11 protein-coding genes are annotated in these 12,910 nt (G+C 70.0%); 7 read left to right on the top strand and 4 right to left on the bottom strand.

Going from position 1 to position 12,910, the window contains the following annotated elements; translation table 11 throughout:
• Positions 1-66: 66 nt before the first annotated feature.
• Positions 67-1,152 carry a MerR family transcriptional regulator gene (locus tag ACFC79_RS09345; RefSeq protein WP_376237279.1) on the top strand — a complete coding sequence of 362 codons (1,086 nt, stop codon included), beginning with the start codon at positions 67-69 and terminating at the stop codon, positions 1,150-1,152.
• Between the two features lie 229 nt (positions 1,153-1,381).
• Here the strand turns inward: ACFC79_RS09345 and tuf are convergent, their stop codons facing one another.
• The 4 genes from tuf to rpsL form a co-directional block, all read right to left on the bottom strand.
• Complete coding sequence (tuf, locus tag ACFC79_RS09340) at positions 1,382-2,575, bottom strand: elongation factor Tu (protein ID WP_376237276.1); 1,194 nt, start codon at positions 2,573-2,575, stop codon at positions 1,382-1,384.
• Positions 2,576-2,736: 161 nt separating this feature from the next.
• Positions 2,737-4,863 carry an elongation factor G gene (gene fusA, locus ACFC79_RS09335; RefSeq protein ID WP_376237273.1) on the bottom strand — a complete coding sequence of 709 codons (2,127 nt, stop codon included), beginning with the start codon at positions 4,861-4,863 and terminating at the stop codon, positions 2,737-2,739.
• 38 nt (positions 4,864-4,901) lie between these two features.
• Positions 4,902-5,372 carry a 30S ribosomal protein S7 gene (gene rpsG / locus ACFC79_RS09330; RefSeq protein WP_072485550.1) on the bottom strand — a complete coding sequence of 157 codons (471 nt, stop codon included), beginning with the start codon at positions 5,370-5,372 and terminating at the stop codon, positions 4,902-4,904.
• A gap of 2 nt (positions 5,373-5,374) precedes the next feature.
• Positions 5,375-5,746: a 30S ribosomal protein S12 gene (rpsL, locus tag ACFC79_RS09325; protein WP_003948652.1), complete on the bottom strand. Its 372-nt coding sequence runs from the start codon at positions 5,744-5,746 to the stop codon at positions 5,375-5,377.
• A 360-nt stretch (positions 5,747-6,106) separates the two neighbouring features.
• Here rpsL and ACFC79_RS09320 point away from each other — a divergent pair, with 360 nt between their 5' ends.
• From ACFC79_RS09320 to ACFC79_RS09295, 6 genes are all read left to right on the top strand, one after another.
• Positions 6,107-6,877, top strand: a complete 771-nt coding sequence (locus tag ACFC79_RS09320; protein ID WP_376237270.1) for a Crp/Fnr family transcriptional regulator — start codon at positions 6,107-6,109, stop codon at positions 6,875-6,877.
• 154 nt (positions 6,878-7,031) lie between these two features.
• Positions 7,032-7,793: a hypothetical protein gene (locus ACFC79_RS09315; RefSeq protein WP_376237536.1), complete on the top strand. Its 762-nt coding sequence runs from the start codon at positions 7,032-7,034 to the stop codon at positions 7,791-7,793.
• On the top strand, positions 7,790-9,964 hold the full coding sequence (locus tag ACFC79_RS09310) for a hypothetical protein (protein ID WP_376237267.1): 2,175 nt from the start codon (positions 7,790-7,792) through the stop codon (positions 9,962-9,964). Before ACFC79_RS09315 ends, ACFC79_RS09310 begins: the two co-directional genes overlap by 4 nt.
• Before the next feature lie 56 nt (positions 9,965-10,020).
• The gene (locus tag ACFC79_RS09305; RefSeq protein ID WP_376237264.1) at positions 10,021-11,325 is read left to right on the top strand and encodes a hypothetical protein; all 1,305 of its coding nucleotides are present in this window, start codon (positions 10,021-10,023) and stop codon (positions 11,323-11,325) included.
• On the top strand, positions 11,322-11,831 hold the full coding sequence (locus tag ACFC79_RS09300) for a Pycsar system effector family protein (protein WP_376237262.1): 510 nt from the start codon (positions 11,322-11,324) through the stop codon (positions 11,829-11,831). Before ACFC79_RS09305 ends, ACFC79_RS09300 begins: the two co-directional genes overlap by 4 nt.
• A 27-nt stretch (positions 11,832-11,858) precedes the next feature.
• Positions 11,859-12,881, top strand: coding sequence for a M48 family metalloprotease (locus tag ACFC79_RS09295; protein ID WP_376237259.1), 1,023 nt, complete (start codon positions 11,859-11,861; stop codon positions 12,879-12,881).
• Positions 12,882-12,910: the final 29 nt, after the last annotated feature.

Raw genomic sequence — 12,910 nt, 5'->3', positions numbered from 1 at the left:
ACTGCCCGCGACGCCGTTGACCCTCGACCTGGTCAAGGGCCCAGAGTTCTGGTTGTGGAGAACGACATGCGCAGCATCGGCGAGATGGCCCGCGACAGCGGACTGAGTGTGAGTGCCCTGCGGTTCTACGACGGTGCGGGCGTGCTGGTCCCGGCCCGGGTGGACCCGGACAGCGGCTACCGCTGGTACGCCCCCGAGCAGCTGGAGGAGTCCGTGCTGCTGGCCGGGCTGCGCCGGGCCGGTATGCCGTTGGCGGACATCCGCCTGGTGCTGGCCGGATGGTCAGCCGCGGACACCGGCCTGGTACGGAATCTGCTCCGGGCACATCTGCGCCGACTCGAAAGCGGCCTGTCCGACGCCCGCAGCGAGTTCTCCACGATCCGAGCCCACCTCGAACGCAGGGAGAACCCCATGGCCTCGCTCCGCACCGCAACACTCCGGTCGGCCGTCCCGGCCCCCGGGCTGGCCGCAGCCCTGGACGCCGTCCGCTTCGCCGCCGGTACCGACCCGGAACTTCCCATGCTTCACGGTGTTCTGTTCGACTTCGAGGGCGACGGGCTCCGGGTCGTGGCCACCGACCGGTACCGGCTGGCCGTCGCCCGCGCCGGTGCGGGCGGGTACGAAGGCCCCGGCGTGCAGGTCGTCGTGCCGTCCCCGCTCGCCGACGCCATGCGGGCACTGCTGACCGACGACGCGGCCGCGCACCTCACCGTGGACGGTGGCCGCGTGATCCTGGAGGCGGGCGACCGCCAGGTGGCCGGCCAGTGCCTCGACCACGACTTTCCCGACTACCGCCGCCTGGTCCGCCTGCCGGCCGGTCGCCGCTTCCTCGTCGACGTCCCGGCCCTCCGGCAGGCCGTGAGGAACGGCCCCACCCTCAGGAGCACGGCGCGCGAACAGGACACCCCGTGCGCCGACCTCACCCTCCTCGCGCCGACGGACGACGGCACGGTGACCGTCCACGAGGACGGCGGCCCTCACCGCGACGACGTCGTCGCCGTCAACCGCGAGTTCCTGCTGCACGCCCTCGCCGCCGGAGCCCGCGACCGGCTGATCCTGGAGTTCGGCGCCCCGAACGCCCCCATCGCGATCCGCCGCACCGACTCCGAGGACGCCTTCTCCCTGCTGATGCCCGTCCGGCTGGAGAACTGACCGGGCCCCACGACGACCGGGTCCCCCACGACACGGCCCCGCACACACGTCACAGGGCCTTGTCCCACCGCACACACCGCAAGGCCCCCCGACCCACCCCACCCCACCCCGACCCACGCACCTCAAAAGGCACCGCACACACCGAAGGGCCCCGCCCCACCGCATACGCGGCGGGACGGGGCCCTTCTTGGTGCTCTGTACGGAGCTACCAGGTCAGACGGTCAAGTAATTACTTGACGATCTTGGTGACCTGGCCGGCGCCCACGGTCCGGCCACCCTCACGGATGGCGAACTTCAGGCCCTCCTCCATGGCGACCGGCTGGATCAGCTGGACCGACATGACGGTGTTGTCGCCCGGCATGACCATCTCGGTGCCCTCGGGGAGGGTCACGACGCCGGTCACGTCCGTGGTACGGAAGTAGAACTGCGGGCGGTAGTTGTTGAAGAACGGGGTGTGACGACCACCCTCGTCCTTCGACAGGATGTAGGCCTGGGCCTCGAACTCGGTGTGCGGCGTGACCGAACCGGGCTTGATGATGACCTGGCCGCGCTCGACGTCCTCGCGCTTGATGCCACGGAGGAGCAGACCGACGTTCTCACCGGCCTGGCCCTCGTCGAGCAGCTTGCGGAACATCTCGATGCCGGTGACCGTGGTGGTGGTCTTCTCCGGACGGATACCGACGATGTCGACGGTCTCGTTGACCTTGAGGACACCACGCTCGATACGACCGGTGACGACGGTGCCACGACCGGTGATCGTGAAGACGTCCTCGATCGGCATCAGGAACGGCTTGTCGACGTCACGCTCGGGCTGCGGGATGGCCTCGTCGACGGCCTTCATCAGCTCGAGAACCGAGTTGCCCCACTCCTTGTCGCCCTCAAGGGCCTTCAGAGCGGAGACCTTGACGACCGGAACGTCGTCGCCCGGGAACTCGTACTCGGAGAGGAGCTCGCGCACCTCGAGCTCGACGAGCTCCAGGATCTCCTCGTCGTCCACCATGTCGGCCTTGTTCAGGGCGACGACGATGTACGGAACGCCGACCTGGCGGGCCAGGAGCACGTGCTCCTTGGTCTGCGGCATCGGGCCGTCGGTGGCGGCGACCACGAGGATGGCGCCGTCCATCTGCGCGGCACCGGTGATCATGTTCTTGATGTAGTCCGCGTGACCCGGGCAGTCGACGTGCGCGTAGTGACGCTGCTCCGTCTGGTACTCGACGTGCGCGATCGAGATGGTGATACCGCGCTGGCGCTCCTCGGGAGCCTTGTCGATCTGGTCGAAGGCCGAGGCCTCGTTCAGGTCCGGGTACGCGTCGTGCAGCACCTTGGTAATGGCGGCCGTGAGGGTCGTCTTACCGTGGTCGATGTGACCGATGGTGCCGATGTTGACGTGCGGCTTAGTCCGCTCGAACTTCGCCTTCGCCACTGGGTCCTCCTGTGGAGTGGTTCTGTACGCCTTGCTTCATCGGCGCCAGGGTGATCTTTGCTGGGATGCCGGGGCCGGGGGCATTCACCGCATTGCTTGCGCTCCGCGACGAATGCCCCACCAGGCTCCGGTGACAAGCCTAAAGCGTGAGCTCGGGAGAGTTACTCGCCCTTGGCCTTCGCGATGATCTCCTCGGCGACGTTCCGCGGAACCTCGGCGTAGGAGTCGAACTGCATCGAGTAGCTTGCGCGACCCGAGGTCTTGCTGCGGAGGTCTCCGACGTAGCCGAACATCTCCGAGAGGGGCACGAGGCCCTTCACGACGCGAGCGCCGCTGCGCTCCTCCATGGCCTGGATCTGGCCACGGCGGGAGTTGATGTCGCCGATGACATCGCCCATGTAGTCCTCGGGCGTGGTGACCTCGACGGCCATCATCGGCTCCAGGAGAACCGGGGACGCCTTGCGCGCGGCCTCCTTGAAGGCCTGCGAACCGGCGATCTTGAAGGCCAGCTCGGAGGAGTCGACCTCGTGGTAACCACCGTCGAGAAGAATGACGCGGACGCCCGTCATCTCGTAGCCGGCCAGGATGCCGAACTGCATGGCTTCCTGCGCACCCGCGTCCACCGAGGGAATGTATTCCTTGGGGATGCGGCCACCGGTGACCTTGTTGACGAACTCGTACGAGGCCTCGCCGCCCTCGATGGGCTCGATCGCGATCTGCACCTTGGCGAACTGACCGGTACCACCGGTCTGCTTCTTGTGGGTGTAGTCGACGCGCTCGACGGCCTTGCGGATCGTCTCGCGGTACGCGACCTGCGGCTTGCCGACGTTCGCCTCGACGCGGAACTCGCGCTTCATGCGGTCGACGAGCACTTCGAGGTGCAGCTCGCCCATACCACCGATGATGGTCTGGCCGGTCTCCTCGTCGGAGTGCACCTGGAAGGACGGGTCCTCCTCGGAGAGGCGCTGGATGGCGACACCCAGCTTCTCCTGGTCGCCCTTGGACTTCGGCTCGATGGCGACCTGGATCACCGGGGCCGGGAAGTCCATGGACTCCAGGATCACCGGGGCCTTGTCGTCACAGAGCGTCTCACCGGTGGTGGTCTGCTTCAGGCCCATGACGGCGATGATGTCGCCGGCGCCCACCGAGTCGATCTCCTCACGCTTGTTCGCGTGCATGCGGTAGATCTTGCCGATGCGCTCCTTCTTGCCCTTGACGGAGTTCAGCACCGAGGTGCCGGACTCCAGGCGGCCCGAGTAGACCCGGACGAAGGTGAGCTTGCCGAGGTGCGGGTCGCTCATGATCTTGAACGCCAGCGCCGCGAGCGGCTCCTCGTCGGACGGCTTGCGCTTGACGACGACCTCGGGGTCCTTGACGTCGTGGCCCTCGATGGCCTCGACGTCCAGGGGCGAGGGCAGGTAGCGCACGACGGCGTCGAGCAGGGGCTGGACGCCCTTGTTCTTGAACGCGGTGCCGCAGAACACCGGGGTGACGGTCGTCTCGCCGTCCTTGCCGGAGTTGATGGTGATGCGACGGATGGCGTCGTAGAGCTGCTCCGCGGTGGGCTCCTCGCCCTCCAGGTAGAGCTCCATCAGCGCCTCGTCGTTCTCCGCGACGGACTCGAGGAGCTTGCCGCGGTACTCCTCGGCCTGCTCGGCGAGCTCGGCCGGGATGTCGACGACGTTGTACGCCTCACCCTTGGTCGCTTCCACGGGGTAGACGAACGCCTTCATCGTCACGAGGTCGACGACACCCGTGAAGTCGGCCTCGGCACCGATCGGGAGCTGCATCACGATCGGGGTCGCGCCGAGGCGGTCCGTGATCATGCCGACGCAGCGCAGGAAGTCGGCGCCGGTGCGGTCGAGCTTGTTGACGAAGCAGATACGCGGCACGCCGTAGCGGTCCGCCTGACGCCAAACGGTCTCGGACTGCGGCTCGACGCCCGCGACACCGTCGAACACGGTGACGGCGCCGTCGAGGACGCGGAGCGAACGCTCCACCTCGACGGTGAAGTCGACGTGACCCGGGGTGTCGATGATGTTGATGGTGTGGTCAACATCGTTGAGGGGCCAGTGGCAGGTCGTCGCGGCGGACGTGATGGTGATGCCGCGCTCCTGCTCCTGCTCCATCCAGTCCATCGTGGCGGAACCCTCGTGGGTCTCGCCGATCTTGTACGAAACGCCGGTGTAGAACAGGATCCGCTCGGTGGTGGTCGTCTTGCCCGCGTCGATGTGGGCCATGATCCCGATGTTGCGGACCTTGGCCAGGTCAAGCGAAGTGGTGGCCATAAGGCTCAGTCTTCTCTCGGTCTCGATGTGGGTAGCGACTACCAGCGGTAGTGCGCGAAGGCCTTGTTGGACTCGGCCATCTTGTGGGTGTCCTCACGCTTCTTGACTGCGGCGCCAAGACCGTTCGAGGCGTCGAGCAGCTCGTTCATGAGGCGCTCGGTCATGGTCTTCTCGCGGCGGGCGCGGGAGTAACCGACGAGCCAGCGCAGCGCGAGCGTGGAGGCGCGACCGGGCTTGACCTCGATCGGCACCTGGTAGGTGGCGCCACCGACACGGCGGGACTTGACCTCGAGCGACGGCTTGACGTTCTCAAGGGCGCGCTTCAGCGTGATGACCGGGTCGTTGCCGGTCTTCTCGCGGAGGCCCTCCATGGCGCCGTACACGATCCGCTCGGCGGTGGAACGCTTGCCGTCGAGCAGGATCTTGTTGATCAGCGACGTGACAAGAGGAGAGTTGTAGACCGGGTCGATGATGACCGGGCGCTTCGGGGCGGGGCCCTTACGAGGCATTCTTACTTCTCCTTCTTGGCGCCGTAGCGGCTGCGGGCCTGCTTGCGGTTCTTGACACCCTGGGTGTCGAGCGAACCGCGGATGATCTTGTAACGAACACCCGGCAGGTCCTTCACACGGCCACCACGCACGAGCACGATGGAGTGCTCCTGCAGGTTGTGTCCCTCACCCGGGATGTAGGCCGTGACCTCGATACCGGAGGTCAGACGCACACGCGCGACCTTACGGAGCGCCGAGTTCGGCTTCTTCGGGGTGGTCGTGAACACACGCGTGCAGACGCCGCGGCGCTGGGGCGAACCCTCGAGTGCGGGCGTCTTGTTCTTCTCGACCTTGTCCTGCCGGCCCTTCCGGACCAGCTGCTGGATCGTAGGCACTACTTCTCCGGTTTCTGTGTGCCGTTCGTGAAACTAACCTGGAACGTCACCGACCCACGCGGTCGGGTGTGTCGAATACTGCAGGCCGCTGCCGCAAGGCAGGACTGGCGCAGATTGCGGCGGCCGTCGACGAACTCGCTGTGCGGCTGAAGACACGCACACGAGCCCAGGCACACCCCAGGCACAAGGTCTGAGCGTACCTACCTCGTCGACTCCGGTCAAAACAAATGCGTCTCACACTGACGCGCCGCAGTTCCGCCACTCGGGGCGGAAGGAATCGGGACAGTCGGCCGGGAGCGGGCGGCAGGAATTCGACCTTGCCGGTCCGGGCACGGGGGTTCTCAGTACATTGAACCGCTCATGAACGACCGGGGGGACGGGATGACGGCGGCGTACACGCCCGAGGGCGACGGACTCGACGACCAGGTGCCCTTCCTCGCCCGGCTGGAGCGCGAGGACCGGGTGGCCCTGCTCGCGCTTGGACGCGAGCTGCGCTTCGACGCCCGGACCGCCCTGCTCCGGCAGGACGAGCCGTCCGCGTACGTCCTGCTGCTCCTCAACGGCTGGACGAAGATCACCACCTCCGCGTCCAACGGCTACGAGGCGCTGCACGCCCTGCGCGGCCCGGGCGACATCGTCGGGGAATGGGCCGCGCTGACTGGGCGACCGCGCTCGGCGACGGTGACCGCCCTCTCCCCCGTACGGGCCGCGGTAGTGACGCACGAGAAGTTCCGCGCGTTCTTGGCCGGGTCCCCCGAGGTGTCGCTCTCGCTCCTGGCGCTGATCTCGGACCGGACGCGTGCTGCGGACCGGCGCAGCCTGGAGTTCGCGGCGATGACGGTGCGCGAGCGCTTCGCCGCTCTGCTGCTGGACCTGGCACGCACCCACGGCGCCCGTACGGACGAAGGCATCGAGCTGGACATCCCGCTCAGCAAGCAGGAGCTGGCCGGGGCAGTAAGCGCCTCCCGGGAAATGGTCCAGCGGCTGCTGAAGGAACTGCGCGAGCGGGGCATCGTAAGGACCGGGCGGCGGGCGCTGCTGATCGTGCGGCCGGACGCACTCCGCCGGATCGGCCGGGCCGGGGAGTCCGCCCGCCCGGCAGTCCGCCAGGAGGCCCCGCAGGCCCCGTAGGCCGGGGCGGCCTGGACGGTCGCCGGCCGTCAATCTGTGCACACGGTCACACACCGAGTGCGTCATCGTTCCTCACCGCCCCGGGCCCCTCGGCCCCACGCTCATGTTCCCGGGCCGCTTCCCGGCCCCGGAAGGCATGAGCGAGAGGCGTCCCATGAACGATCCGGTCAACAGCACGATCCTGCTGCTCGATATCGAGAAGTACAGCGAGCGCGACGATGTCGAGCAGGCGTTCCTGCGCCGCATGCTCTACGACCTGACCGACCGGGCCCTGCTGGCCGCCGGGATCGACGAGACCCGGCGGCGGCGAGCGGACCGCGGTGACTCCGTGATGGAGCTGATCGACGCCAACTGCTCGGTGATCGCCCTGCTGCGGGCGCTGCTGACCGAGATGTCCGCCCGATTGCGCAGCCAGAACCGGCGTGCCTCCGCCTCGGCCCGGATGCGGCTGCGGGGAGTGGTCGCCTCGGGGTTCGTCGCGGTGGATCCGCTCGACGGCTGGGTGGGCAGCGATCTCAACCACGCGTGCAGGCTGCTGGACGCAGAGGCGCTGCGGGAGGCGCTGCGGGCCCGCCCGGACGACTTCGCGCTCTGCGTGTCCGACACGGTCTACCAGGGGGTCGTTCGGCACAGTCACACCGGCGTCCCGGCTGAGGAGTTCCGCTCCGTCACGGTGGACAGCAAGAACGGCCCGCTCGACGCGTGGCTGCACGGGCCTCTCCCGCAGGAGGGTCCACAGGGCGTGTACGCCTCCCCGGCCGCCCCGCAGTCGGCACCCGGTCCCGCCTCGGCTCCCGGCTTCGGCGGCGCCCCGATCACCGGCGGCGTATTCGGCGGCACCAACCACGGCATCGGCGGCGGCACGTTCCACGGAAACGTCAGCTTCGGTGACGGGGGCCGGGGGGAGCGCCGGTGAGCGCCGAGGAACAGGCGCAGCCAGCCCAGCACCCGGCCGGGGACGACCACGGCGCCGAGCCGCCGGAGGGCCATCAGACCGAGGAGAAGAGCGCGGGCACCGAGGAGACCGACCAGCCGCAGCCCGCCTGGGCGGCCCGACGGGACCTGGAGAGCCACACCCCGCGGACCATGGGGTTCGGGGACGGCTCCCAGATAGGCGGGGGTGTCCTCGGCGGTACCAACCACGGCATCGGCGGCGGCACGTTCTACGGGGACGTTCTGCAGCGGACCGAGATCATCTACCAGTTCGGCGCGTCCTTCGCCCGCCACACCTCGGGCGAGATCGCCCCGTCCGCCCTGGCAGAGCTGGCCGCGCGCTTCGTCCCCGGGCGGGACGATTTCGAGGCGCTGGCCGAGCGGCTCCGCGACGAGCACGTGCTGGTCCTCTCAGGCCCGTACTTCGCAGGCCGGCGGACCGCCGCGCTCATGCTGCTGCACCGGATCGGCGCCGATCCGGTACGGGCAGTGGACCGGGACACCACTCCCGAACAGCTCACGTCCGGGATCAAGGGCGCTGAGCCGGACGGCGGCCGGACCGGACATATCCTGTGCGACCTGGTCACCGCGCCGGGCCGGCCGCTGCGGGAGGCTGATCTGCTGGCCGCCCGCAAGGAGCTCGGTGCGGACTCGTATCTGGTGATCACCACGGGACCGGCCGCCCTGCTGGAAGACGTGCCGGTGGTGGAGTGGCGGGCGCCCGCGCCGGGTGACGTCCTCGCTGCGCATCTGGAGGCGTTGATGGGCGGCGCGGAGCGCGTACCGGAGTTGTTGGCCCTGCCCGCCGCGGAGGCGTTCCTCGAACGCAGCCATCAGCCGCGCGAGGCCGCCGAGTTCGCCCGGCTCCTGGCCGGGTACGCGGACGGGGAGGCCGATGCCGCGCGCCTCGACGGCTTCTCCCTGGTCGCGCTGGAGAGCCAGGTCCAGGAGTGGTTCGAGGACGACGGGACCGTGCTGCACCTGCGCGAGAAGGCGTTCCTCGTCGCATTGGCCGCCTTCGACGAGGGGCCGTACGCCCTGACGGCGGAGCTGGGCGATCTGCTCTACGCCGCCCTCCGGAAGACCGAGAGCCGGCTGCACCCCTCCGTCCCGGTCTTCGGTACGCACATCGGCAAACGGCTCCAGCTGGCACGGGCGCGCCGGTTCGAGGCGGAGGAACCCACCGAATGGGGTCCGGTCCAGCAGGTGAAGGCCGCCTTCCTCGACGAGCGGACCCCACTCGTGCTGCTGCGCGAAATCTGGACCGGGCACCCCTCGGCGCGGCCCGCGCTCGTGCACTGGCTGCGGCAGCTGGCCGGGGACGGACGGCCCTTCGTCCGTACCCGCGCCGCTTCCACCGTCGCCGTGCTCGCCCACACCGATCTGCCGTCCGCCATGGCGCTGGTCATCGAGCCGTGGGCCGCGTCCCGCCTCTACCGGCACCGGAGCGTCGCCGTCAGCGCGCTCACGCTTGCCCATGTACTGGGCACCCCTCATGTGCCGCGCATCCTGGACGCCTGGTGCGAGAGCGAGGAATCGTCGCTGCGCTGGGTGGCCATCCGGGCCCACGGGATGATCGGGCCGGAGCGCCCGGTGGAGGCCCTGGCCGCCCTGCGCGCGGCGGCCCGGCACGAGGCGGGGCAGCCGCAGCCCGATCCGGATCTGACGGGACAACTCGCCGAGTCCGTGGAACTGCTGCTGCTGTCGGCGGCGGGCGAGGCGGTGATCGCGGAGCTGGTGAGGACGGTGCACGACGACCGGCCCGCAGCCAATCTCGCGCTCGGCGGCTTTCTCAGCGCCTGCCGCCGTACCGAGGAGGACGAACGCCACGGCCTGCCGAGCGTGCTGGCCCGGTACGCGCGGGCCTCGGCGGCCGGCGCGCCCGACGCCCCCGGTATCGCCGAGTTGTGGCGTACCGCGCTGGGCGACAGGGGCCACACCCGGAACGCCCTCGATGTGCTCCGCCGCTGGGTGCTCGCGGCAGACCGCGATCCCGGCACCGAGTGGGCGCTCGCCGCGCTGCTGCCCTCGCTGTTCACCACTGAGCCGGAGTACCAGCGGATCAGCCATCTTCTGCGGACCATGCCCGGCGAGGACGGCGGCAATCCCCCACCCGTGGCAGGCCGGCTGCTGACCGTGCTGCCGCGCCCCTGATGCGCGTACTCGCCCCTCCTTCCCCCTCTGCGCCCCTCTGCGACAGGAGAATTCCCATGTCCGAATTCCGCCGAGCGCCCGACTGGGACCAGCGGGCCGACCGCGGTACGCAATTGACCGACCCGGTGATCACCGTCCGGCAGCTGTCCCGTTTCGGCTTCTCCCGCCGTCCGCTCACCCGGATCGACCACGCCCTGGTCTTCTCGGCCGCGGACGGCTCGTACGACACCTTTCTCCCGCCGCTCCGCCCCACCAGGGCCGCAGCCGCCGCGAAGCGCTACACCGCGGTGTACGAGGTCGACATGGGGGTCCATCCGGTGCGCGAGGAGATCACGCTGCCGAGCGACGACGACGCCTTCGAGTTCGCGGTGGTCGTCGAGCTGTCGTGGCAGGTCGTGGATCCCGAGCGGTTCGTGGCGAGCCGGCACCGTGATGTGCCGCGCCTGCTGGTCGGCGAGCTGGAGCGGGCGGCCCGCCCCGTCACCCGGCGCTACCCAGCTGCCCGTAGCGCCGCGGCCGAGGGGGCGCTGCTGCGGGAGGTCGGCGCCCAGGGGACGCTCGGCGCCCGGGCCGGGCTCACGTCGGACTGGACGGTCCGGCTGCGCGGCGACCAGGAAGTCATCGACCACGTCCGGCGCATGCGCTCCATCGACCACGAGGCCACCGAGCAGATCCGCACCGAGCTGCTCGGCAAGGAGCACGATGCCGCGGTCGACCGGCGGGCCAGGGAGCAGGACACGCTCCAGTCGGGCCGCGCGGCCGAGTTCGAGGAGCAGCAACACCTGCTGAGGCTCCGGCAGCAGCGGTGGCAGCACGTCGAGGAGGTCGACCGGGCACGCGCCCTGCTGGAGCTCCAGCAGGTGAACGCGGAGAAGATCGCGTTCTACGAGAAGTACCTGGAGCAGGGCGGCGTCCGTGCGTGGGCGCTCCATCTCGCGGCCCACCCCGAGGACACCGGGCTCGTGGCGTCGAGTCTGCGCGAGGACCAGCTCCGGGTGATCAGATCCCAGTTGGAGCTGGCGAAGGAGCTGCTGAAGGGCGACAGCGCGGAGAGCCACGAGCTGGAGGCGCCGAAGCAGCATGCGTTCCAGGCCGTGATCGACGTACTGGACCAGCACCTTCCCGGTGTCACCGCGCACAGCACGGCCGGGGGGCGGCTGACTGTGTCGATGCCGCAGGACGCCGCGGAGGCGGCGTCGGACGTGAAGGTGCCGGGCATGCGATCCGGCGCCCCCACGATGTTCCCCGGCTGGCAACCCCCGCCCGGTTACGGCAGCACTCCCCTGGCACCGACCGGCACCGAGGACGCGGCCGGGGCACCGGGCGCGGAGAAGGCGGACAAGGAGGAGGCAGGCACATGACCGACCGCGCACCGGCCCGCTCCAACGCGTCCGGGGACCGCCTCCTGGCCGATCTGCGGGCCGGGGTCGCCCAGGCCGACAGCAAGGCGTCCGTACTGGTTGCCGCGCTCGGCATGACGGCGGGCGTGCTCAGCGGCCGGCTGGCAGGCAGCACATGGCGGCCGGGCACGCTCAACGGCCCCGGGACCGCCCTGTGGTGCACGGGCGTCGGCGGTCTGGCGGCCGCACTGGTCTCCCTGCTGATGACCGTGTTCCCGCGCTACCGCCACAGCATCTGGATCGTCGGGGAACCGCTCACCTACTTCGGGGACGTCCGGGACGCCGCCCAGCGCGGCCGCTTGCCGGAGGCGCTCGACGCCACCGAGAGCTCCCGGACCACCGCACTGGTCACGGCCCTGGCCGAGACCAGCCGGATCGCCCTGCGCAAGCACCGGTGGATACGGGCCGGGCTGCTCGCCCACTCCCTGGGCGCCGTCCTGCTCCCCGCCTCGCTGCTGCTCGGCTGACGCCCCGAATGCCAAAGGATGATCACGATGTCACCGACCTCTCGGCCCCAGAACCCGGGCGACGGACACGTGCCGTCCCCGGGCCGGGACCCGGACCCTGATCCGTCCACCACCGCACCGCCCGACGACTCGGTCCCCGACGATCTGGTCTATGAGCACGGGCCCGGCCGCCGCGTGTACTACGCGGCCCGTCAGTGGCGCATGGACCTCACCGCCGTGGGACAACTGGCACTGGCCCTGCCCGCGTTCCTGACGAGCGCGCTGGTGGTGCTGCTCGCGGGTGTGCTCCTGGAGATCGGGCCCGGAGTGCCGTACTGGATACCGGTCGCCCTCTGGGTCGTCTCGGGTGCCCTGGTCTTCCACCCGCCCGCGGAGGACCTGCTCGCCCGCTACCTGTTCGGGCTGCGGCGGCCGATGCCCCGGGAGGCTGCCCGGCTGGAGCCCGTCTGGCGGGAGGTGACGGCCGTCGCCGGGGTCGACGGAACCCGCTACCGGCTCTGGGTCGAGGAGAGCGACGGCCTCAACGCGCTCGCCGCGGCGGGGCACATCGTGGGGGTCACCCAGTATGCGCTGGAACAGCTGTCGACCCGACGGCTGGCCGCCGTGCTCGCCCATGAGCTGGGACATCACAGCGGCGGCCACGCCTGGTCACTGCTGCTCTGCCACTGGTACGGGCTGCCCGGACGACTGGTGCGGCGGGCACTCCGAGCGATGGCGGCGTCCCTGGTCACGCCCGCCCGGTGTGTCGTCTACCTGGCCGGGGGCGTCCTGCTCCTCGCGCTGGGTGGTCTCGACTCCACCGCCACCCGGATCCTCTACGGGATTCCGCTGCTGCTCGCGCTCCCGTACCTGTCGGCGGCCGTGGGACGGCGCACCGAGCTCCGTGCCGACCGGCACGCAGCGGTGCTCGGGTTCGCCCCGGACCTCGCCGAGGTGCTGGAGATGCTGCATGCGGACGAGCTTCCGGCCCACACGTCGGTACCCGCCCGGCTGCTCTCCACCCACCCCGACATCCCGACCCGGCTACACCACCTGCGGCGCTATCTGTAGCCCGGCATGGAACCGGCACAAAGGCCGGA

The organism is Streptomyces sp. NPDC056061, assembly GCF_042266885.1.
Classification (GTDB): domain Bacteria; phylum Actinomycetota; class Actinomycetes; order Streptomycetales; family Streptomycetaceae; genus Streptomyces.
The sequence above is the reverse complement of the archived record's forward strand: the minus strand, read 5'-3'. Positions and strand labels throughout refer to the sequence as shown.